Below are 22,003 nucleotides of genomic sequence, written 5' to 3'. Positions count from 1 at the left end.
TGAAACGAATCCTGATTTTAATTGGATGTTCTTTGATTTTATTGCTGGTTTTCTCACAAGAAACAGCAAAAAGTCCCCCTCTACAGAAAGAAGGTTTTTCAATGGAAAAAGCAACGCACACCATTGCGTTTCCTTTACGCGGTGAATGGTACACGGAAACAAGCCCGGTTGATCGCGTTCCAAGCCATGGAACAGATCGCTTTGGACTGCGGTATGCCTTTGATTTTATTCAAAAGGATCCAACAGGCAGCTCTCATACGGCAAAATCAGCGGATTATCTTTTTACCGGAATTTCACTGGACAAATATTACTGCTTTGGCCAACCTGTCTACGCCCCTTTTGACGGTGAAATCGTCACGCTGAAAAACAACACCTTTGATGGGGATAAGGCCTCTTGGATTCACGATCAAACGACAGCGATTCGCCACTCACTTTTTTTCAATCCAGAAAAAGACGGATTCGAGGCAATTGCAGGAAATTACGTCGTCATCAAACAAGCCACAGGAATCTATGCAGCTTTTTGCCATTTACAAAAAGATTCAATCGCTGTTACTGAAGGCAGCTCGATTCAACAAGGGACCTACCTTGGTAATGTCGGACATTCAGGAAATTCCACTGAACCTCATCTGCATTTTCAGCTGATGGATTCTGCTATAATCGAAACAGCAAACGGATTGCCCTTCGTGTTTGATGCCTATGAAACATACAATGGTTACTCGTGGGAGCTTGTCAAAAGTCAGCTTCCTGCTGCAGGAGAGCGCGTCCGCTCCATAAACTGAAAGCAGGTGAAAACTTTGGAAATGACACATCTATTTATACCTCAGAATCGGCAGGAACTGAGGGATTGGTTAACTAAAAATGCAGAAATATTGAATGTTGCTTGGATCGTGATTGATCGCGAGCAATCCAATTTGACCTATTTAGATATCGTGGAGGAAGCCCTTTGTTTCGGCTGGATCGACAGCACAAAAAAGAAGCTTTCCGATACAGCAACCGCTCAACGGTTATCCCCTAGAACTAAAAAAAGTCAATGGACTGAATTAAATAAAGAACGAGCCCGTCGTCTCATAGCCTTGAATTTAATGACTGATTTAGGTCGCGCAGCCTTACCTGATCTGTCACCAGAAAATTTTGTGATAGATTCAACCATTCTGGAAAGACTCGCCGCTGATCCAGAAATCCAGCAAAATTTTTCAGCGTTTCCCAAGCTTTATCAAAGAATTAAGATCGATAATATCCAGCGTTACGGCTCAGATAACAAACTCTTTGAACAACGCTTAGAAAAATTACTGGTCAACACTAAAGCAAATAAGCTTTTTGGTGCTTGGGATGATGACGGCAAATTAAGCGATTATAAATAAAGGGCCTTCATTTAAGCAAATCAGTTTTTTCCTAATGATTTGCTTTTTTTAGCTTTTCAATCGATTTAGCCGCTATTTCTGGTTTTTGAGATTCACGATCAATTGAAATCTCGCTGGACTGCTTCCTTCTTCAAAGCTGATATCTTCCAGCTTACCACCCTCAGGCATGATTGCCATTATTAGTGACAAGGCCTGCTGCTCACTCATTTCGTCAGGCTCAAGCCCTTCTGGTAACTCAAAGCGCTGCATCAGAACACCTGGTTGAAGCATTTTCTCCTCAACGATCAATTCTTGCGGATCGATCATTAATCCCTCAGCTGGCTGTTCATCGATCCGCTTATCTGAAATCGGCTCTGATGTTGTGTCGGTCTTTTTATCAAAAATCAGCGTCTCGATCTTATCAATAAATTTTGCTCCGACTACTTCTTGGTATAGATTAATACCGTTTTTTTCAAATAGACTGACTGTTGTCAATTTTTCTAACGATGTTTTTATTTCTTCAGCCGTCTTATTAGGATCGACGTCATTTATACGCAGTCGCCGATTTTTTCCTGCACCATTTTCAAATGTTGCGACTATACTTAACATCACTAACTCCTTTCATTTTTTTATACGTGGTTAACGTCAAGATTCTACCAATCCTTCTAAAGGGCCTTTGATAAATTGTGTAAATAATTTTTTGACCGTTTCAGCTACATAAGTGGTTATCGCGAACAAACGAGATGTCAGCTGCTTCCATTCCTTTTTATCAAAATAATTTTGGAAATATATATGATAACGGCGCAAAGCGCGCGTTGATTTTGTTTTAAACAATAAATGATGGACTAAATCTTTCATGAAAAATGAGAAGTCGGCTTCTCCTAATTCATCGCGAACCTGCAGTGCGACTAAAATCTGGATCGTCGTCTTTTCATCGTGAGTTTCTTCATAATACGCTCTCGTTCGCTTCTCTAAGGTCTTTCTCTTCAGTGAAAATAATTGTCTAGGTGTATATAATACTTCAGACATCTTCTCCCTCCTTCTACTTTGTTTGTGATCACGCCTTGACTATAATCCTATCGATTTACTCCTGTCAAACAGCAAAATTTTTTTAAGATGCTTCCATAAAGCAGAATCCTTATGAACACTGGAGAGTCTCAAAGTATATTTTTTTTGCTCATTTTGTATTAAAAAAAAGAAAGAAGAATTTCCATTCATTTTGCGTATCTTATTTTTTTATTTCTATTAAAAATAGCGTAGAATAACTCTATACTGTCATTCAAGGAGGCTTGGCATGGAAAATTCAGAAAATTATATCATCAGAATTGATATCCCTGAAGTGGATGAATACCTTGCACTACGCAAGATTTGCGGATTATCTGAGCGAGGAAAGGAAGCTAGCAAGATTGGGTTAAGCAACAGCATCTATTCTGTGGTCATCAGAAAAAGCACTAATCAAGAACTTGTCGGAATGGGAAGATTGATTGGCGATGGTGGTACTGCGTATCAAATTGTTGATATCGCTATTCATCCTGCTGAACAAGGTAAAGGTTTGGCAAAAAATATCATGCAGCTGCTGATGACACATATTGACAATGAAATTGATCCACAGGCTTACGTGAATTTGATTGCAGATTGCCCAGCAGATGCACTTTATAAGCAGTTTGGCTTTGTCGAAACCGCGCCAGAAAGTCTAGGCATGTATTTGAAAAGATAAAAAAACAGGATTCCTATTTCAGGACTCCTGTTTGTTCGTTTCCTTAGTAAATACTACAAAGCCCGGCAATTCTGGATGATCAATGACTAGCCCCTCATGAATGGAACGCGCACCCCAAAAAATTAGAAAATCACCAGCAGCCATGAAGATATTGAAAGCTGAAAGTAAAATCAACTCGGTATTCGGATACAACAAGGATAGAAGAAAATACCCGCCTCCCAACACAGTAACTGGCGCTAATACACCGATTTTATAGGCTTTTGCCTCTAACGCTTCTTTACAGTGACAATATGGCATCAGTTCTTTGACATTAAAGCCAAAGGTAATGCTTTTCATCTTATTCTTCGTATAATACGACCATGCCAGCCCATGGATCAATTCATGAATTGGAATAGATAAGAAAAATAGGGAAATAAACAGGAACAAATTGATTTCCCAAAGCGGTGTGGCATCTGCTCCCCAGCGCCAAAAATAACCAACTACCACTAAAACGATAAATGGCACCGGCAGCAACATTCCCTGCGTGCTCGCTTCCTTTGCTGAAAAGGTGATATCCTTTTTATGATACTTTTTTTCCTGCATTTCCTGACAAAGAGCATCGAATACCTCGTACTTCTTTTCTTTCTTAGACCTTTTCTTTGTTTCCATCACTTTTCCCCCGTTCCCTATGTCCCCACATAGATCTACACTTTTTATTAACACCCTTTCAATCATAATATACATTTGATTCGACCACGTCAAAATCTAAATTCAAATGATAATTATCGTGAATAAACCGAAAATTCAAAAAGCAGCTAGAAAGAATCTTTCGATCAAGAGTTCTAGCTGCTGCTCTACTATAGTTTTCCTTAAAGGGCTTCTATAAAAAACATTGCTTCAAATAAATTATACAGAGGCGGCTCGCTAGAAAGAACACACTAAACAGTGTTGAACAACAGACGCTGCCTGCAATAGTTGGCTATGTTGCTTCTAGTAGAATTCTTGTCAATTTTTCCCTCAGTTGAACCTTCAAAATCCAGCAAGTGTCCAGCGTGGCTGCAAGAAAATGGTCTTAGTGACAGCTACAATTCTATATATAAACCAATCTCCCCTTATATTTATTATAAATGATTGTTCAATGTTTCACGTTTCTTATTTTTGATAATTTGCCAAATTGTTGGGTTTTGTGCTGACTCTGATCCCCGTTATCTAAGCAATTCAAATTATCGCAATTTCTGATTGATTCGTTCGATTTCTCGCTTGTATTTCAAATAGTAAATAATCCAGATGGCAAAGAAAATAGCAAAAAAGGACAGCGATGCCGATAGGATGACCTGCCAGTTAAAGGGGAACCACTCATTCACCCTTGCTGCAATCATAAAGGCAGCAAAGCTTCCTCCTACATGGAGCAATGTTTGCGCCAAGATCGACAGCTTCTTCACACTATAAATCAAGCTCAGCAAGCCGATCACCACTGATAACAAGACAAAGCTCAAAACAATTTTTCTTACCTCACTATCGGAAAAAATAAATGCGAACAGCATGCAGATGGCACTGCCGATCCCAATTGATTGGGCTAAAATTTTAACGACTTTTTTCATTTTGATTCCTCCTCTAAACACCTAGATGACGTTTCAACTGATCGACGAAACGACGAGATACAGTGATTTTCTGTCCATTCTTTAAATAAGCATACAAACTGCCGGAAAAAGCGACCTCCAGCTTTTGGATTTCCCGCGTATTGACTAAAGCCGATTTTGAGACCTGCAGGAATAGTTCACTGGGCAGCTCTTCCTTTAATGCAGCCAATGACTTACGAAAAGAATACTCCTGATTCGCTGTATATAAAGTCACGATCTTATTGAACACCTCCAGATAAATGATTTCCGCTTTATTCAATAGGATATATTCATCCTTTACTTTGATTACCAGCTGCTCCTCTTGATAAGCCTCTAATCGGCTGGCAATTTGATTGCCTAAGGCTTCTTCTGCTGCCCGAATTCGAACCTCTGGCTCTGTCCATCTTTCCTCGATCTCCATTTGGATCTTCACCCCTTTAAACATGTGCCACCCTCCTTTGTATCCTTATAATAAAATATCTGTTACAAAGAAAACAGTCTATTTTCCCTTCCGGTAAACTAGGCGGCCGATCCGGTAAAAACAAAAAAAAGAAACCTCGGCAAAAGGTTTCTTGTCCATTTTTATTCCTGAACCATTTCAACACCAGCAGGTTCAACGGCATATTCACAGTCGCTATCTGTCTCCATTGGCCGTTCCTTTAAGTAGAGTGCTTGCTGGCGCTGCTGTAGTACGCCGATTTTTTGCGTGATCAGCACTAGAAGCTGCCTCAAACTTTCTTCTGAATTGACCTTATTCTCAACGATAGCCTGACAAAGGTACTCAACCTGATGACTTTTCTCGAATAATTCAAGATAGCTCTCACTGGCACGATCAACGTCGCGAATCATCTGCCAATCAGTATCATGATAATAGGTGTCATACATGACAAAATCCAACCGATAAACCGACAATACGAATAAATCACGTACTTTTTGATTTTCACGCAGCAGTTTCGCTAAATCAGCTGATCCATTCGTAATCTCTCCGCCTAGCTCCACCAAAACCGAATAATTTGTTTCATACTCCTTTTTCAACTTCTTAAATAAACGAGTGGTCTTCTTGATCTCCTTTTGTGTTTCACGATATTTCAAATATTGAAACATCAGCAATGCGGCTAAAAATGAAAAGAAGCAGCCAAAGAAAGCCGTTGACGCATTGACAAATGTCTGAATAATATCGATGTGCTCGCCGAAAAAATCTTTATTGAAATAAATCAGACCAATACTAATCACCGCAATGACTTCACCGACCAATAATACGGCTAAAGCAGCAATCGCTAGTTTTTGTTTTTCTGAAATCATTTTTCACCACACATTCAAATTGAATGCTTCTCCTTATATTTTTTCTCCCAAACCCCTAAAAATAAGTCAAAACGCCCCCTTCTTCTATGTACTAAATACCTCAGAAATTAGTTTCTACATATTCAGTTAACAAAATGAGTTATTTATAACTTTACACATATTTTATCGTTTAATAACGTTTTTTATTATATCATTTATTGATTCTATAATAAAGACTTCCGAAACATTTTGAATAAAATTTTTTATTTATAATTTTTGTACAAAATGAATTATTTAACAAAAACACCATTGCTGCGCTTTGCAAGTAATGGTGTTTCAATTTCGTCTATTTTTCTATAATAGTCTAATCAGTCTTTCAACATGATAACCGTTATTTCTCAATCAATCCTTCCACCTGCGGTAATCCGATGCCAGCAGTATAAACTTCGATCAACCCAGCCGGCAACTCCAGATCATCTGTATGTCCTTTGACATTCATATGGATTGTCTCTTCCTTGTCCGCCAAAATCTTTTCTTTGAAGTCTGGATCAGATAATGCCGCTACCCCCATCGAAGCCACATCACCATAGTTTAGTGCATCCAGTGCATCAGCAGCAGAACGAATTGTTCCTGAGATAACTACAGGAACCCTGCCGCCAACGAAATTCTTGATGACTAAGCTGACAGGTTCTGTATGATCACCCTTTTGCGGCATTGCTTTATAGGCATCCTTACCAAAATTGCCGCCGGCTGCTGAAGACAGATCAAGAAAATCAAGGTCTTGCTCCAATAGTTTATCAATTAGTTTCAACGAATCATCTAACGTATAGCCGACCATTTCCCCGTGAATTTCCTCTGGCGAGATACGGTAGCCGACGATCGCATCTGGATTTTCTGCTCGTGCGACCTTCAACACTTCCTTCGTCACTTCGATCGCAAAATTCATCCGCTTTTCAAAGCTGCCGCCCCAATAATCCTCCCGCTGATTAGAATAACTGGAGAAAAACTGCTGAATCAAATAATGATTGGCGCCATGAATCTCCACGCCATCAAAGCCTGCCTTCAACAAACGTCTCGCTGCCAACCCGAAATCCTTCACGACTTGCCAAACCTCATCCTCCGTCAGCTCAGTCACTTTATATTGTAAGAACGGAAAGTCAATTGCACTTGGTGCATAAGCTTTACCAGTCACATAGCAGCCATAGGCTCCTTCACGTCCTGGATGCTGGATTTGTCCGATGGCTTTGCTGCCATTACTCTTCATTGCTTCTGCCAATTTACTATAGGCTTCGATCGCATCATCAGTATATAAAGCTAATTGTTTCGGATGCCCTTGGATATGTTCCTGAACCGAGATTGCTCCTGTTATAAGCAAATCCGCAAACTTGCTGCGGCGTTCAAAGTAGTGGATATCTTCTTCTGTTGGACACCCCGTCGCTGGATCAGCCGCAAAAACCACCATTGGACACATCGCGAAACGATTCTTCAACTGGCCGCCGTGCTTCAATTCGATTGGTTCAAATAATGCTGCATATTTTTCCTTCATTTCGATTCCTCCTCTTTCTGCTATACTCTTGCGTGTGTACAGTACCAGCCGCCATCGATTGTAATTGTCGCACCAGTAATGAAGCTGGCTTTTGCATAAGCTAGAAACGCAAATAATTTCGCTGGCTCCCAGTCCTCCCCAATTCGCCGACTAGGGATCGCCTTCAAAGCCGCTTCCGTCCCAAGCATTTCCCATGCCTGATCCGGCATCAAGTTCGTACGAATCAATCCCGGACAAACAGCGTTCACACGGATAAAGGTATTGTCACCTTCATCGATCTCCGTCACCGCTTTTGGTCGGCCAAACATATCAGCTGGATTATTATTTAACAGTGCCGCCGCACTTTGTCTTGTATAATTCAGCAAGGCAGCTTTCAAAACATTATAGGGAACCGAATCCCCGATCATGAATGATGCAACTGACGCCGTATGAATGATACTTGGATTCTCTGACTTGCGCAAAAGCGGCACACAATACTTCGTAAACATCGCCGCATGCAACACATAAAGCTGAAACGCCCGTTCAAATTCACCAGAATCAACATCCTCCACCGTTCCTACAATTGCCGAACCCGCATTACAAATCAAACTATCCAATCTACCAAATTTTTCCTTCACAAAAGCCGCCGCCGCTTTGATCTGCTCCTCATCTGTCACATCACATTTAAAGGGTAGAAACTTCTCTCCTAAATCCTTCGTCCGACTAAAATTCCGTCCAATCCCGATCACTGTCGCTCCTTGGTCCAAGAACTCCTTCGTCGTCGCTAGACCAATGCCAGAGGTCGCGCCAGTAATCAATACGATATACTCTTTTAACATGTTGAATCCTCCTTCTACCTCAATTTAAAGAAACTGCGAAAAGTGGAACTGGCATCAATTACTGACCGTCATTAAGCCGCCATCAATCAACACATCAGCGCCGTTAATGTACTGTGCATCCGTCGAGGCTAAGAAACCAATCAAATCCGCTACTTCCTCTGGTTTACCTGTTCGTCCGCAAGTAACCTTCGCCATCTGATCGTACATCGCCAGGACATCGTTTTCTTCCATATTGACACCCTCACGCTGGAAGATCGGGGTCTGAATAAAGCCTGGCGACACGCTATTGCAGCGCACACCAATAAACCCCATAGTTTGCTGTTTGGTGTACAGCACCACGGCGTTTTTCGCTAAATTATACAGTGGGTTTTCAGAGCTGACAGTCCGGCTGGCGGCAGAAGCAGTGTTGATGATACTGGCATTGTTTTGCGGAGCATTTAATAAAAGAGGATACAATTCCTTGGCAAAAAGCATCGGCGCCCGTAACAAAAGACTAAAGCAGCGATCAAATTGGGCGACCGTCACATCACGAATCGTAGTATTCTCGCCAAAACCCGCATTGTTTACAAACACATCTAACTCATTGTCAAAGGTTTCTTGGATGAATTCACACGTCTTCACGATCTCATCGGCATCCCGCACATCGCACGCACAAGGAATGAACCGATCACCTAAATCCTTCGTTTTGCTAAAATCTCTTCCGATCCCAATGACCGTGGCTTCCTCCTTGATAAACAGCCGAGCCGTAGCCAGACCAATACCAGAGGTTGCACCAGTGATAACAACTTTGTAATCTTGGAACATCGTTCTACCTCCTAAATTATTTTCAAAAATAGGACAGTTGAATTTGTTCAATTGAGTTGCAGTTTTTTGGACTTTTACTTACAGACAGGTGTCTTGGTGATTCGAATAGGTAAGAGGAAATTATCTACGTTGCTAGTTTAATGATAGCATTAATCAGCGCGATTGGAAAACGCCTTCAAAATTAACCTTAAATAATCACTTAGAGGTTTGGCTTCCAAGCCCGACTCATTATGCTAAACTTAGGATAACTATGAAATAGAAGAAATCCACACGATTATTACAATCCTGAAGACTAAGTTGTTAAAACAGTTTCACCTCAAAAAGTATTACTAAAAAAGGAGTGAAATGAATGACCCATTTTGAAAAAGCTCAATCTCTAACAGAAATCAAAGAAGTATTAAGAAAAGCAATGGCCGTAAGTAACGATCCTTATACAGTTGCTTTATTAGGTCTCAACATGCGCTATACATTCACATTAAATACAAAATCTAACAAGGGTTTCGCTAAATTCTTGGCGGAGCGGATTTGGAATCGTTATGACCTGGATGACTTTCTTTTGGATAGCCAAGAATCTGAAGCACTTGATTCTTATCTCCAAGTGTTAGCGATGTACTATTTAATCTCAGAAGATACGCAACAATTTCAAAAAATCGTTAACTGGCTACCTAGCCTAACCTCCGCTCAAAAACAAGTAATTCTCAGTTGGCCTAAAAAAATGGTTTTCAGTGTATTCAAAACTTTTGTTGAGAAAGATTCAGTTACCTTTCAAGACATAAAAGACAAAAAAATTTACTCGATCTCCTTTACCGATCCAAATATGCCTAGTGAACTAGCGAAATATGATACACCACTCTTAACATTCATTGTTCCGACAGATACCGATTATTTGAGTACCATGGCACTTTCTTGTCAACCAACCGAAGATTTAAAAAGCGTTCTAAACGCAACCAATAGCAAAAAAGAAAGTGAACTAGCCCTTATAGACTGGTTTTTTAGCACCGCTCCAGAAATGTCTGAAAATTATGATGAATTCCTCGAACAAAGTTTTTATTCCTTAGCACGAAGGAGAGATGAATCAACAACAGATTTTGCTCGAAGGTTACTGAGACAGGATGAAAAAATCATCCGTTTTAAACATTATGATCAATTCGAGGCGTTTACGATCAAAATTATTGATACCTTTCCACAAATGTTCTTTCCGGCAGCGAATGCATTTCCTCTACTTCTAGCATTAGAACAATTATTCACCATAGAAAGTGAAACAAATGATTTCTTAGATCAAAACTATCTACCTGATTTTTGGGAACTATTGATTCGGGAGCATCTACCTAAAGAAGTGAAGGCGATCAAATCTTATCGCGTTTCAGAGGATTATTGGGATGAAGAAGATTTTGAGTTAGACCTGGAATTTTAATGAAATGACTACTTGAGAAGTCTCGCCATTTGCTTTTCAACGAGACTTCTAGTCTTACCTATTTTTTTGATTTGTCTTACTAGAAAATGATTTCAAGAAGTCTTTCCTTTGCATCAACTAACTAACCCTTTCAATAAATGAACAATCGTCTCTAACTTATGAATTTGGGATTGAATCCTATCTTGACATTCAATTTAGACTACGATACGGTTAATTAAAGAGTTTTTAACTATGATAGGAGAAATGATATTTTGGACGACGAGGACTCGTTGTGTATAGAAAAAGATAATCGTGTGTTTTATGATGGTGATTTCAACGTGCGCTGTTTGCATACAGGGTGCTTTTTTGCATTGGTTGAAAAATATAAGGAGGAAACTTTTTGGATAATTTGAGTATCATGCTTGTTGTATTGGCAATATTACTGGCTTTATCAGCGTTCTTTTCTTCAAGTGAAACAGCTTATTCTTCACTGAATCGAATCAGAATTACTAAATTGGCAGAGGAAGGAAATGATAAAGCAAGGAGCGTTTTGGAATTGTTTCATAATTTTGATCGTCTCTTGTCAGCAATCCTGGTTGGGAACAACATCGTTAATATCGCAAGTTCTTCGATTGCAACTGTACTTTTTGTACGCTATTTCGGTAACATCGGCGTGACGCTGTCGACGGTTGTGATGACGATTCTAGTGTTAATTTTTGGGGAGATATTTCCTAAAACATTGGCAAAAGAATCTCCTGAGACTTTTGCGCTTGCGGTTGCCCGCCCACTAAAAGTTTTAGTGACCATTTTTTATCCACTGACACTCTTTTTCGCTGTCTTAAAAATCGGACTGATAAAACTGTTACCAAATAAAGAAGCGACTCCTTCCATCACCGAAGATGAATTGTTGATTCTTGTAGAAGAAGCGGCGCAAGAAGGTTCGATCGATGAGGATGATGAGCTTCTAATCAAAAGTGTAGTCGCATTTAACGATCTGGAAGTCCAAAAGATTTTTGTTCCCCGTACGGATATCATTTCTATTAACAGTAAAAAGAGTATAGATGAAATAGCAGATATATTTGAATCTTCCGGTTTATCTCGCCTACCCTATTGTCAGGACAGCATAGATGATGTGACCGGCGTGGTGAATCAAAAAGATTTTTACTACCATGTACTAAAAGAGGGAAAAAGCTTAAAAGATATCGTCAAACCAATCAGCTTTATCCCAAAAAGTATGAAGATTTCGGAGCTGATGAAGAAATTTCAAGCCGATCAAATCCATATAGCAATTATTATTGATGAATATGGTGGGACTGCAGGACTTGTTACGTTAGAAGATATCATTGAAGAATTGGTTGGAGAGATCTGGGATGAATATGATAATAAGGAACTGGATTATTACAAACTGGCAGATGGTAGCTTCTTGGTAAATGGACGATCGGACTTCGATTGTCTGGAGGAGCTGTTCGATATTTCTAATACCACGAACTCTATCTCAGTCGCAGGCTATATTTTAGCGTCAATCGAACGAATCCCCATGGAGGGTGAATCCATTCAGTTAGATGGGTTGAAGATGACTATTTCAAAGATGAGGAATCGCAGGATTGAGGAAGTGGTAGTTCAACCAATTGTTGTGGATGGATAGCTGTTGCTAATTATGAAAACGATAGATAATCCTGATTTAGTTTTTTACTAATATATTGAACAAGTCTCGTCACCGTATTTCATGACGAGACTTGTTTTATATGTCCGAGTATTATTCCATCATAAAAGAATTCTATTAAAAAAGCTAGAAGCCTCACATATCAAGGATTCTAGCAAATAAACACGTATTACCCCACAGACCCTTCCATTCATAGTTTCGAATTTTCTGATAGCACTGGTACACTCTACAAACTGATAGAATGGAGCGTAAAGTAAAATTTGACTCTCTTGATTCTTCTTAAAATTTACAACAGACAGGGATTAGACAGGTAAAAATATCACAACGGACAGGTTATGCAAAAAGGTTTTTCCATCTGAATTTCCTTAAGAATTTTCAACAACTAAAATCAGTATTTTGGAATCAAAAAAATTGAAAAATAATTTCACTGAATTTCCTGAATTATTATTGCATTCAACAAATCTAACATCTAATGTGAAACAAATATTGTTTACAAACATTTCTCTATACTTCTATTAGATTCTTATCTCATGCTGTTGAAAATTTATTTAATACGATTTTATGGTGAGAGTGCCCAGAGTATCATGGATTTTGGGATAGAAGTTGAGTCAGATTTTGAGAGAGGGTAAACTAACTTCAAAGAAAGGTATCTCGTTATGCTAAAACACCACACGAATGAATTTAAAGAAAAAGATAAAGAAATCTTCATCTTTAAAAAGCACTCGGCCTGCTGGCAAAGAAATTGAACTTCTTAAATTCATTCGTCAAGAAAGCTAAGCAGGTCATCACAGTGAATCAAAGATGTGTCGGTTGCTTGGCATATCTAGAGGCGGGTACTATCGGAAAATCAGTATAAAACGTATTTAAAGATCAATGAAGCGCCAAAAGATTAAATCTGTTGTCATTAAGAAAATCAAAGCTGGTAAGCCTACCAAGAAACTCTTGAGAAACTATCAAAATTTATTGAAGAAAGATCTTTCTACTACTAGCTTAAATCAAAAATGGGTGGCTAATATCACATACATTCATACGCTAGAAGATGGATGATGCTACCTTTCAACCATAATGGATCTTCATTCAAGAAAAATTATCGATTATTACTTCTATCGTACCCTGAAAACAGCTATTGTAGAAAAAACTTGAGGAAGCAAGGCAACAAATTTTCAGTTATGTTCAAGGATTTTATAACAACTGTAGAATTCACAGTGCGTTAACTTATTTGTCTCTGTTGAATTTAAAAAAGAGATAAAGGCTGCTCAACTTAAAAAATCTCTCGTAAAAAATGTCTCAGCTATTGACTCTGGTCCACTTTTGAAAGTCTCACTAATCGTTTCAAGTTACTTAAAAATGAAGAACGATCATAGAATACATACACCAAAAAACAACTGCTATAACAAATAAAACTTGTCAGTTCTCGCAGCCAACTATTTCCAAAAATGAAAATAATGGTCAAGGTCAGTTCGATCACTAATGGTTTTATTATCTTCAACTTTATCGCTCTGGCTAAAAGAATCTCACCAATCACACAACGAATCGCTGAACTAAGAACAATTATCCCGACTGCTCCTAATAGACTCTCCAAATAAAAAATCGCGGTGAATGATCCAACAACTGAAAATAATAATGCTACCACATTGGCGGAGAGAATCAGTTTCTCTTTTCTGATCGTTTTTAAATACGTTGTTACAAGAAGAGACATTCTGCCTTCAAAAAGAATCATCGGAAATAAAATGCCCATAAACAGAAAACTTTGTTTGTATGCTGGCAACCAACTTTCTAGAATCAACTTCAACGGATAATATACAAGTAGAAGACTATAAGAAATTGGCACAAACACTGCCCGAAGGGTCTGATAAAGCGCGCTTAATTTTTGAGGATTCGTTCGTCTCAACAACGGAAACAACACCACTCCTACTGCGTTGATAAAGGTCATAAATAGGTTTGAAATTCCTAAAGTCAGAGACAGTTTTCCAAAGGTCTCAACAGTCCAATGTAGTTCAATCAGAACTCTAGAAACCCCAATAATCAACATGCCCATGATATTACTAATCATGAGATTGCTACCAACTTTGACATTGTGGAAAATTTCTTGTCGAAGGGATGAAACGCTTAAAGGTTTAGAGAAAAAGAGATCTTTCAGTTTGAGGAATCCCCAAATCGTCACAAGAAGACGCGCCAGAACATCAAGTTGAATCAGTAAGAGATAATTTCTCCCACCATAAAAGAGATAGACACTTAAAAAAACTAAGTAAACATACCGGTCATTTCTTGATACCTGGGCATATTCTTTGATTCGATTCGTGGATTGCAGGATGTAAAGAATGAACGTCGTACAGTTTCTAATGATTGAAACAAGTGCTGTAAATAATAGAATAGGAACCTTAGGTTCTGAAATTGGCAATAAACAAACAAACAGACTGAACACCAGTGATAAACCACATTCAAATATGAAGAAGTACCAAAACTGGCTCCCTAATGTTGATTTATCCAATTCCTCGTACTTTTTCCCACCAATCTTCAAGTAGATGCCGTCTAACCAACCGAGATGAAAAAAGCCCACATAGGAAGAATAGAAAACATAGAGTTGCCAATAACTATAATCCTCTACCCCAATAAATTTGGGGACAAATAGGTTTAATAAAACTGAGATTGTTAAAACAAGAACGTTCGCTGTGACAGTATAATGAATATTCTTTAATAGATTCTTCGCTTTCGTATTCAAAGGTACCCTCACTTTTCCATCATTTTAGAATAGACGATTCCTTCTCAAGAGGGTCAAAATGGCCTATGTGAGGTCTCCATCTTTTCAAAGAAAAACCAAATAAGAAAAAATAGACCAGCTTGATAAGAAGTAACGTCATCACTGTTCCTAGTGAAATCAAACCGATTGCGTAATTTTCAATAGAAGCAAGAACAATCCAGTAAAAAAGATAACTATAACAGATCATCGAGTAATTGGTCCTTGGACCAAGTGTTTTTTTCTTGAAAGAGGAGTACCATAAGGAGAATAGAAGGAGCACGAAAAATACCATCAGACACATTCCAAGTAAACCGAAGTCATGATACGGCCGACGAAAAAAAGTGTAAATATTTCCTTGTGTGATCCCCAACTGGCGCATTTCAAGATGCACACTTCGTGTGTAATGAGTCACACCTAAACGATGAAGAAATGAGTAGACTGCAGGAAAGGTCTCTGCGCCAAAATGTTTTTCCACAACTAAAGGACGTTCAGTTAAGTACTGATTAAAGTGCTGAATCGAACCTCCGGCATAAGTTGAAATATATTGAAAAAAGGTACGTGTCGTTTCCCGGCCAATGACATTCGCCGCAACATAAAAAAGACCCAGTGTAATTGGTAGAATCACCACAATCTTTTTCATATATCGAAAAGAAAGTTTCTTTGTGGACCAGCCAGAACGATAGTGCAAAAGAATATAACTAATCACGACAGAAAAGGCCACCCATCGTAATAACTCTTGTCTTCCAGAGCCCATCAAGACTCGAATCGCAAACAAAACAATGGGGAAAAGATAAAAATAATACGATCTCAACTTGATTTTTTTGGACAAGGTATTTTGAATAAACACAAAGGTAAACACATAACCTATGGCATCAGAAGTTTTTACAAACAAACTCACGAACCCACTGATGGATGCCTCGGCTGTATAAGAAGTCGCATTCCTAAAATGCCACAAAAGATTTGCGCCTTCAACATACCCGCTAATAACTGCCAGACGTTTGATCTCCTTGTAATACAAAAAAAGAGCCGCTAGTTGAACAAGCAAAATGACAAAAACCTTCCATTTTTCAATCACTAATACTTGTAATTCCTGTGAACGCCCAATAGATCGCGAATGAAAAAGGTAGACCAAATAATCCACCACGATTGCAAGTAAGAAACCAGTTACCATAATCGCAAGCGTCTTTGGTAGATAATCAATTCGCCAATTGAAGACATTTAATAAGGCAAAAAAAGTGCTTAGGGCAAAGACAGACAGAAAAACGACCGAAGGTCTAAACAGATCATACCCCATAAGATAAAATGCCAAGAAAATCAAAAGAATCTCAATAATAAATAGAACAAAAATCAACACATTCTTCCTCCAATTTTCCAATGATCATTCAGAAAAGATTTCCTCTGCCCCATCTTTTTCCATCAATGTATGGAATGCTGACAACGATTCTCGGATCGTTGTATTCATAAACACTGTTCTCTGAATATCCGATTGAAAAGTTTGATTTGTAGCAACGTTGTGATGATGCAAAACCTGTAGTCGAGGTGTATACATCGTTTTAAACTTCTTTTTTTGACACTCATAGTCAAGAATTTCTGTCTCATAATACATAAATGTCTCGTTGAAAAAAGCGTAATCCCGTTGTTGAATAAAGGGTTCTGAGAAGATCAAACAAGACCCATGCAACGGGACATCGTAATAAGTATTTCGATGATCAATAAGATTTCTCTTGATTCGCCGATGGTACACAAAACGTTTTAATGCTTTTACTCGCTTGATTCGGCACTTAATTCTCGTTAGCCTTTTTTGTGAACATTTCTTTTCATACTGCTTCAAAAGCCGATGGACTTCCTCCTGTGTGTAATGCGTCAATCGCTTCGGACTTTGATGGATATTCAAAGATGTCGCATAGACATCCGGACCCAAAACCGCATACTTCTCCGCTTTATAGAGTTCTTTGGCTGTAATAATAAAATCCTGCTGAGCAATTTGGATATCATTATTCATGATCACAATACTTTCTGGTTGATAAATTTTTTTTGCATATAGGTAACCAGCATTATTTCCCTTCGCAAATCCAACGTTTTCTGGCAAGACGATCACATCAATGTTGGGCACTTCAGAATAGATCTGTTCTAACTCTTTTCCAGAACCATTTGGTGACGCATTATCTACGATAATGATTCGCTTTTCTCCTATCAATTGCAGAATACTATTCACGCATAAAATCGTTTCTTCTTTAACCAGATAATGCAACACGACAAAACAAAACATGGGATCCCTCCAAAAAATTATTCATGTAGATTCGTTCTTCTTCCATTGACTAGACAGTCAATAGAAATCTAAGTATACAATACTATGTGTATTCAAAAGAAGATTCTACAGCTAAAAATATTTCGCCCCTTCTCATTCATTGACACATGCCATTTACTCTCTTGACAGTCTACTTAATATGCTTTTTCTCTTCTTGTTGCGTGACACTCGGAGTATATGTTAGATAGTTCTCCCCATATAATTGCTTCAAATAGTCGTTGTAATTCACTGGAACAAGAAATCGATGATTTTCAAAAGCGAGTTCTTCCCCATTCCCCCACCACTCTCGAGGAAGAATCTCTTTTTTGTACAATGAACCAGTAATTGTGCCTATATCCTTTGACTGTTCAAGTGGATATTTAGTGTATAAACGATCCAATCGTTCATAGATAGACACCTGTGAATACAAGCGATGGATCCGAATTTGTTTTAAAAAGGACAAGACCTTCTTCTTTGTTGAATCATGCATGCTAACCGTATCTTCGATACCCATTGTCCATACCCCTGCAAGCGCGCGATACACATAGATCCGTGTATAATAGAAAGTTTTTAATATAGATGAATTCGGACTACCATCAATGGGAAGAATATCGATCATACTTAATCCCAAATGATTGTTTTTCGGTAGGCCTTCCTTCTTTCGGATGGCCTCTTTTAACAATACCCTTGGGAAATAGCAATGAATCTCTGGATTGTATTTATAGCTAACCACCTCAAATTTTTCTGACCATTCATTCGCAGCCGTCAACTCAATGAATCGATCATAATCTTTCCTAAAAATGGCAATATCTGCGTCGTCATCCCACGGGACAAAACCACTGTATTTTACTGCCCCCATAACACTGCCGCCACGTAAAAAAAAATCCATACCATGCATTTGGCAAAATGCTCGTAACTCTATTAATGCTTCCAATTCCAACATTTGGAGTCTTCGTAGCTGACTCTCCTCTTCCATTCACTCGCTCCTCTTGACTTACTATTAGACAATGTATACTGCTTTATCGTTCATTGTTTCCTTTGGAAACCCCTCGTCTGCTAGTACCTTCTTGTTAATAATTTTTGATTCTACTATCCTTTACATGTTCAAAATCAGTTTCATAGATCAAAATTTCATTAATAGATCTTCATAAGAAGCAACGATTGTTTCCCATGAGAACTCTGTGTCAATATGTTCAGGTTTCTTCAATCCTTTAAGGGTCATCAGCTCTTCTAATGGTGAGTCTAATCCTGTAATCATTTGATGTAAGGTGCCATTCTTTTTCCAATACACAGCGGAATTTCTCCCAACTTCTCGATTGAAGCCAACATCTAACAACAGATTCAATTTTGTTAACGCCATCGCTTCTAAGAGGGACGGATTAGTTCCTCCTACTTCATGACCATGGATATAAGCAAAAGCATGCTCTCGAATGTATTTTAGTAGCTCTTGATTATAGACTGTGCCCACAAATTTGATTCGCGGATCGGAATCAAACGCTGTCTCCTTTCGTAGCTTGGTGTAATAACCGTGCTGCTCATTATTCGTAATCAAGACCAGATCCTTTGTTGTTTCAGACTTCATGAATTCACGAATCACGGTTTCGTAATTATTTTCTGGGACAAATCGACCAACAACTAAATAATATTCCCGTAGGGATACGTCATTTTCTTGATACCATTCACGAACTTCTGAGTCACTTTCGTCCAATTCAGATTTCTCTAAATCGGTTCCATAAGCTAGATAAGTCGTCTCTGGTTCGTAAGAACGATACGTCTCTTGAATATAGTTCTCGATTGTTTGACTGTCACAGATCAGTAAATCGGCATGTTTCACCATTAGTCGTTCAGAATACTTCCAGTACCTTCGAACAGGATATGCCCACTTTGCTCGTAACCATTCATGTCCATCTGGATTGACAAACAAGCGACCGCCCAGAGCTTCAATACGCTTTTTCATACGACCTATAAAAGGACCGATTCGACAAGCTAAAACATAGAATATGGGGTGCTTGTCTCGGTTCACTTTTGCTAACTGTATAGCAAAATTCAGCGCTAAGACATCGTAATAGATTGCCCTGGCAGGACCAATTTTGGGCACATCAATGTTAAAGCACTTCGCGTGATTATACTCAAAGTGCTTTTGATTAATATCTGATTTTTCTGAATTTTCAGTCATGCACGCAACATGATATTGTATCCTTTTGTCTACTTGATGACTTGTCAGCTGCTCCACAAATGTTTCAAATCCTCCATAATGGGCAGGAATTCCCTTTGATCCTATGATATAAACGTGTTGCTTTTCTTCCATTTTGTGACTCCTTAATACGCACCCTCTGGTTTTATCATTACTTTTATTGTCTTTAGGATGAGTCGAATGTCGTACCAGAAACTTCGTTTCTGAATATATTCGATATCAAATGCGACCATTTCCTCAAAATGAACCTCACTTCGCCCACTGACTTGCCACAAACCAGAACAACCGGGCTTTACTAACAAACGTTTTCGATCATGGGGTGTGTAATTGATCACTTCTCTTTTTAAAGCGGGCCGTGGTCCGATTAAACTCATTTCACCTTTAATGACATTCACCAGTTGTGGAAATTCGTCCAAGCTTGTTCGTCGGATAAGTTTTCCAAATTCAGTGACTCGAGGATCCTCTTTCATTTTGAACATCGGTCCTTTGACTTCATTTTGATCAAGAAGTTCTTCTAATTGCTTCTCCGCATCCCCATGCATTGAGCGAAATTTATACATTGTGAAGGAGTTACCATCTTGACCGATCCGTTCTTGTGTAAAAATTATAGGAGCCTCTGGATCTTCTTTATGTACTTTATAAGCCACCCACAACATAATCGGTGAAAGAAAAATTAAGCCAATTAAGCTAAAAAATAGATCAATTGACCGCTTGAAAAATGTATAAAATCTTCTCTTTTCCAGATTCAATTGATCGAATTGATTCAACTGGAAGTGCCTTTGATCGTCATATCTACGGCTTTTTACGCTTCCTATATACCCAAAATTATTTTCATTCTTCATCCCTAACTCCTCCAACAATAATGAGCATTCAAAATTTACGAATGCAAAACATTTGAACATTTTTTGATTGACTAATAGAATATGACTTCCAGATATGATGGCATTTTCTTCGTAAGTAGCTTAACGAATAAGTGAGAAATATAGAGTGTTTATTTCCCCTTTTTCGTTCTTTCCGTTCCATAATAATAAGCCTCATTTTTTTTGTTGACCCCGTTATAAACCACACCGATCACCTTTGCATTGACCATTTCCAACAGTTTCTTTGCTTCCAGTAAATTTTGTTTTTTCGCTACTCGTTCTCGCACGACTAAAATCGTGCCATCGACGTATGAAGATAAAATTTGTGCGTCTGCCACCATCACCACTGGCGGCATATCAAAAATCACTAAATCAAACGATTCTGTCAAAATTTCAATCAATTCCTTCATTCGATTGGAATTTAGCAATTCCGAAGGATTTGGAGGCGTTGGACCACTGGGAATCAAATACAGGTTTTCAACACTTGTTGCAACTAAACGACTACCTACTTGTGCATGACTTTGGGTCATATAGACATTCTTCACCTCGGTCTCAGATAAGAAATTCGCACTCGTTGAATTTTTTTCGGTCAAATAATTGCTCAGTCCGTTAACATTTGGTATACCAAAACTCAAAGCAACATTTGGTCTTCTTAAATCGGCATCAACTAAAGCCACTCGATTTCCCGCATTGGCAAAAACAATCGCTAAATTCGCAGCCGTTGTTGTCTTTCCTTCGGATGGGCCAGACGAAGTCACCACTAGTGACTTAATTTTTTTATCGGCAGTTGAAAATTCAATATTCGTTCGAATTTTTCGATATTGCTCAGAAATTGCAGAATATGGATTAAGTGCTGCTACTAAATCCACTGGGGCAATCAATTGTTCCTTATTTTCCATCTAACTATATGCTCCTTATAAACGTTCTCGATGTCGATTAAGAACCGTTCTAGCCGCAAGAGTACGTTTTATAGTTCCTTGCTCCGGTGTCCTTGTTCCACGATGATCACTTAGCTCTTCTGGATTGATTTCAGAGACATCACCGAGAATCGGAAAAACTAAATTTTCTGTTACGTATCGTCGATCCTTCACTGTATCATCAAAAAATTCTGATACAAATGCACTGACGATTCCCACTGTTAATCCCAATAGCGCACCAATCAATAAGCTCAGTTTAGTGTTTGGGAAAACGGATTCCGTCGGAATCATTCCTTTAGAAGTAATAGTTACTTTGCTCACTTCCAACACATCCTCGGCTATTTCTTGAAAGGTTGTCGCAGTTACATTTACAATCCGGGCTGCCTTTTTTGGTTCCGAAGATGTCACGATAATCTGAAACATTTGAGAATTTTGTGTTTGCTCGATTTCAATCATCTCTTTTAGTTCTTTGTTACTGTAAGTGTACTGATACTCTTCACGTAGATTCTTTTGTACAGCATCAATAACGATATCGCCTTTTATCATGTCCTTATAGGTATTAACCATCAGAACATTGCCGTTGATATCATTTTGTAGATTCGTATTCCCATTTTCTGTCTGCTCATTTTGAACAATCAATTGTGCTGCAGACTCGTATTTCGGTGTTAATAAGAAGAAAGTTACAATTGTCGCGATCACGATCCCAATAATCGTTGTCCCTAAAATCAATCGTATCTTCTTTTTCAAAACCTGAATCAATTCATTTAAATTAAGGCTATCTTCCATTTAAATTCCCTCTCGGGAAACGATCCACTGTTTTATTGATCGTTTCACATCTGTTTTTC

22 protein-coding genes and 1 pseudogene are annotated in these 22,003 nt (G+C 38.6%); 6 read left to right on the top strand and 17 right to left on the bottom strand.

All coding sequences use genetic code 11. The features are described 5' to 3' along the window. Window positions 1-101: 101 nt before the first annotated feature. Window positions 102-779: a M23 family metallopeptidase gene (locus IGI67_RS00325; protein ID WP_429956402.1), complete on the top strand. Its 678-nt coding sequence runs from the start codon at window positions 102-104 to the stop codon at window positions 777-779. A gap of 21 nt (window positions 780-800) precedes the next feature. Then, the gene (locus IGI67_RS00320; RefSeq protein ID WP_207108604.1) at window positions 801-1,361 is read left to right on the top strand and encodes a YdeI/OmpD-associated family protein; all 561 of its coding nucleotides are present in this window, start codon (window positions 801-803) and stop codon (window positions 1,359-1,361) included. Window positions 1,362-1,433: 72 nt separating this feature from the next. On the opposite strand, the gene IGI67_RS00315 is transcribed toward IGI67_RS00320, so the two are convergent. Continuing rightward, entirely contained in the window at window positions 1,434-1,949 is a 516-nt protein-coding gene (locus tag IGI67_RS00315; RefSeq protein WP_429956401.1) for a DUF2922 domain-containing protein, read from the bottom strand. A 36-nt stretch (window positions 1,950-1,985) separates the two neighbouring features. Beyond that, complete coding sequence (locus tag IGI67_RS00310) at window positions 1,986-2,369, bottom strand: hypothetical protein (protein WP_429956400.1); 384 nt, start codon at window positions 2,367-2,369, stop codon at window positions 1,986-1,988. A gap of 265 nt (window positions 2,370-2,634) precedes the next feature. On the opposite strand from IGI67_RS00310, the gene IGI67_RS00305 reads away from it, so the two are divergent. Next, window positions 2,635-3,057 carry a GNAT family N-acetyltransferase gene (locus IGI67_RS00305; RefSeq protein ID WP_429956399.1) on the top strand — a complete coding sequence of 141 codons (423 nt, stop codon included), beginning with the start codon at window positions 2,635-2,637 and terminating at the stop codon, window positions 3,055-3,057. 18 nt (window positions 3,058-3,075) lie between these two features. Here IGI67_RS00305 and IGI67_RS00300 read toward each other — a convergent pair whose 3' ends face one another. From IGI67_RS00300 to IGI67_RS00270, 7 genes are all read right to left on the bottom strand, one after another. After that, window positions 3,076-3,705, bottom strand: a complete 630-nt coding sequence (locus tag IGI67_RS00300; RefSeq protein ID WP_429956398.1) for a DUF3267 domain-containing protein — start codon at window positions 3,703-3,705, stop codon at window positions 3,076-3,078. A 554-nt stretch (window positions 3,706-4,259) separates the two neighbouring features. Continuing rightward, window positions 4,260-4,637 (bottom strand): DUF3021 domain-containing protein, encoded by a 378-nt coding sequence (locus IGI67_RS00295; RefSeq protein ID WP_429956397.1) that lies wholly within the window; start codon window positions 4,635-4,637, stop codon window positions 4,260-4,262. Window positions 4,638-4,650: 13 nt separating this feature from the next. Further along, window positions 4,651-5,100, bottom strand: a complete 450-nt coding sequence (locus tag IGI67_RS00290; protein ID WP_429956396.1) for a LytTR family DNA-binding domain-containing protein — start codon at window positions 5,098-5,100, stop codon at window positions 4,651-4,653. A 137-nt stretch (window positions 5,101-5,237) separates the two neighbouring features. After that, a complete protein-coding gene (locus IGI67_RS00285; protein WP_429956395.1) occupies window positions 5,238-5,957 on the bottom strand; it encodes a hypothetical protein in 720 nt (239 codons plus the stop codon). A gap of 370 nt (window positions 5,958-6,327) precedes the next feature. After that, complete coding sequence (locus IGI67_RS00280; protein ID WP_429956394.1) at window positions 6,328-7,482, bottom strand: hypothetical protein; 1,155 nt, start codon at window positions 7,480-7,482, stop codon at window positions 6,328-6,330. Between the two features lie 20 nt (window positions 7,483-7,502). Then, window positions 7,503-8,300, bottom strand: coding sequence for an SDR family NAD(P)-dependent oxidoreductase (locus IGI67_RS00275; protein WP_429956393.1), 798 nt, complete (start codon window positions 8,298-8,300; stop codon window positions 7,503-7,505). A gap of 54 nt (window positions 8,301-8,354) precedes the next feature. Then, window positions 8,355-9,104, bottom strand: a complete 750-nt coding sequence (locus IGI67_RS00270; RefSeq protein WP_429956392.1) for an SDR family NAD(P)-dependent oxidoreductase — start codon at window positions 9,102-9,104, stop codon at window positions 8,355-8,357. A gap of 349 nt (window positions 9,105-9,453) precedes the next feature. Between IGI67_RS00270 and IGI67_RS00265 the strand changes: the two genes are divergently transcribed. The 3 genes and pseudogenes from IGI67_RS00265 to IGI67_RS00255 form a co-directional block, all read left to right on the top strand. Next, window positions 9,454-10,518 (top strand): hypothetical protein, encoded by a 1,065-nt coding sequence (locus IGI67_RS00265; protein WP_429956391.1) that lies wholly within the window; start codon window positions 9,454-9,456, stop codon window positions 10,516-10,518. Between the two features lie 379 nt (window positions 10,519-10,897). Next, a complete protein-coding gene (locus IGI67_RS00260; RefSeq protein WP_429956390.1) occupies window positions 10,898-12,142 on the top strand; it encodes a hemolysin family protein in 1,245 nt (414 codons plus the stop codon). 1,165 nt (window positions 12,143-13,307) lie between these two features. Further along, window positions 13,308-13,409 (top strand): annotated as a pseudogene (locus tag IGI67_RS00255) (hypothetical protein); the annotation flags it as partial. A gap of 42 nt (window positions 13,410-13,451) precedes the next feature. Here IGI67_RS00255 and IGI67_RS00250 read toward each other — a convergent pair. The 8 genes from IGI67_RS00250 to IGI67_RS00215 form a co-directional block, all read right to left on the bottom strand. Continuing rightward, window positions 13,452-14,882: a lipopolysaccharide biosynthesis protein gene (locus IGI67_RS00250; protein WP_429956389.1), complete on the bottom strand. Its 1,431-nt coding sequence runs from the start codon at window positions 14,880-14,882 to the stop codon at window positions 13,452-13,454. Between the two features lie 19 nt (window positions 14,883-14,901). Continuing rightward, window positions 14,902-16,254 (bottom strand): O-antigen polymerase, encoded by a 1,353-nt coding sequence (locus IGI67_RS00245; protein ID WP_429956388.1) that lies wholly within the window; start codon window positions 16,252-16,254, stop codon window positions 14,902-14,904. Window positions 16,255-16,278: 24 nt separating this feature from the next. Further along, window positions 16,279-17,169, bottom strand: coding sequence for a glycosyltransferase (locus IGI67_RS00240; RefSeq protein ID WP_429956387.1), 891 nt, complete (start codon window positions 17,167-17,169; stop codon window positions 16,279-16,281). 169 nt (window positions 17,170-17,338) lie between these two features. Then, window positions 17,339-18,163, bottom strand: a complete 825-nt coding sequence (locus IGI67_RS00235; RefSeq protein WP_429956386.1) for a LicD family protein — start codon at window positions 18,161-18,163, stop codon at window positions 17,339-17,341. 147 nt (window positions 18,164-18,310) lie between these two features. After that, window positions 18,311-19,495 carry a beta 1-4 rhamnosyltransferase Cps2T gene (gene cps2T / locus IGI67_RS00230; protein WP_429956385.1) on the bottom strand — a complete coding sequence of 395 codons (1,185 nt, stop codon included), beginning with the start codon at window positions 19,493-19,495 and terminating at the stop codon, window positions 18,311-18,313. Between the two features lie 11 nt (window positions 19,496-19,506). Beyond that, window positions 19,507-20,223, bottom strand: coding sequence for a sugar transferase (locus IGI67_RS00225; protein WP_429956384.1), 717 nt, complete (start codon window positions 20,221-20,223; stop codon window positions 19,507-19,509). Window positions 20,224-20,372: 149 nt separating this feature from the next. After that, window positions 20,373-21,140: a CpsD/CapB family tyrosine-protein kinase gene (locus IGI67_RS00220; protein WP_429956383.1), complete on the bottom strand. Its 768-nt coding sequence runs from the start codon at window positions 21,138-21,140 to the stop codon at window positions 20,373-20,375. Between the two features lie 15 nt (window positions 21,141-21,155). Continuing rightward, window positions 21,156-21,944 (bottom strand): YveK family protein, encoded by a 789-nt coding sequence (locus IGI67_RS00215; RefSeq protein WP_429956382.1) that lies wholly within the window; start codon window positions 21,942-21,944, stop codon window positions 21,156-21,158. Window positions 21,945-22,003 lie beyond the last annotated feature (59 nt).

The sequence above is a fragment of the Enterococcus sp. AZ196 genome, assembly GCF_050498845.1.
Taxonomy (GTDB): domain Bacteria; phylum Bacillota; class Bacilli; order Lactobacillales; family Enterococcaceae; genus Enterococcus_A; species Enterococcus_A murrayae.
The sequence above is the reverse complement of the archived record's forward strand: the minus strand, read 5'-3'. Positions and strand labels throughout refer to the sequence as shown.

Bases quoted from the DNA above. Each gene is read 5' to 3' on its own strand.
- IGI67_RS00325 (WP_429956402.1), top strand. From the start codon at position 102: ATGGAAAAAGCAACGCACACCATTGCGTTTCCTTTACGCGGTGAATGG.
- IGI67_RS00320 (WP_207108604.1), top strand. From the start codon at position 801: ATGACACATCTATTTATACCTCAGAATCGGCAGGAACTGAGGGATTGG.
- IGI67_RS00315 (WP_429956401.1), bottom strand. From the start codon at position 1,949: ATGTTAAGTATAGTCGCAACATTTGAAAATGGTGCAGGAAAAAATCGG.
- IGI67_RS00310 (WP_429956400.1), bottom strand. From the start codon at position 2,369: ATGTCTGAAGTATTATATACACCTAGACAATTATTTTCACTGAAGAGA.
- IGI67_RS00305 (WP_429956399.1), top strand. From the start codon at position 2,635: ATGGAAAATTCAGAAAATTATATCATCAGAATTGATATCCCTGAAGTG.
- IGI67_RS00300 (WP_429956398.1), bottom strand. From the start codon at position 3,705: ATGGAAACAAAGAAAAGGTCTAAGAAAGAAAAGAAGTACGAGGTATTC.
- IGI67_RS00295 (WP_429956397.1), bottom strand. From the start codon at position 4,637: ATGAAAAAAGTCGTTAAAATTTTAGCCCAATCAATTGGGATCGGCAGT.
- IGI67_RS00290 (WP_429956396.1), bottom strand. From the start codon at position 5,100: ATGTTTAAAGGGGTGAAGATCCAAATGGAGATCGAGGAAAGATGGACA.
- IGI67_RS00285 (WP_429956395.1), bottom strand. From the start codon at position 5,957: ATGATTTCAGAAAAACAAAAACTAGCGATTGCTGCTTTAGCCGTATTA.
- IGI67_RS00280 (WP_429956394.1), bottom strand. From the start codon at position 7,482: ATGAAGGAAAAATATGCAGCATTATTTGAACCAATCGAATTGAAGCAC.
- IGI67_RS00275 (WP_429956393.1), bottom strand. From the start codon at position 8,300: ATGTTAAAAGAGTATATCGTATTGATTACTGGCGCGACCTCTGGCATT.
- IGI67_RS00270 (WP_429956392.1), bottom strand. From the start codon at position 9,104: ATGTTCCAAGATTACAAAGTTGTTATCACTGGTGCAACCTCTGGTATT.
- IGI67_RS00265 (WP_429956391.1), top strand. From the start codon at position 9,454: ATGACCCATTTTGAAAAAGCTCAATCTCTAACAGAAATCAAAGAAGTA.
- IGI67_RS00240 (WP_429956387.1), bottom strand. From the start codon at position 17,169: ATGTTTTGTTTTGTCGTGTTGCATTATCTGGTTAAAGAAGAAACGATT.
- IGI67_RS00235 (WP_429956386.1), bottom strand. From the start codon at position 18,163: ATGGAAGAGGAGAGTCAGCTACGAAGACTCCAAATGTTGGAATTGGAA.
- cps2T (WP_429956385.1), bottom strand. From the start codon at position 19,495: ATGGAAGAAAAGCAACACGTTTATATCATAGGATCAAAGGGAATTCCT.
- IGI67_RS00225 (WP_429956384.1), bottom strand. From the start codon at position 20,223: ATGAAGAATGAAAATAATTTTGGGTATATAGGAAGCGTAAAAAGCCGT.
- IGI67_RS00220 (WP_429956383.1), bottom strand. From the start codon at position 21,140: ATGGAAAATAAGGAACAATTGATTGCCCCAGTGGATTTAGTAGCAGCA.
- IGI67_RS00215 (WP_429956382.1), bottom strand. From the start codon at position 21,944: ATGGAAGATAGCCTTAATTTAAATGAATTGATTCAGGTTTTGAAAAAG.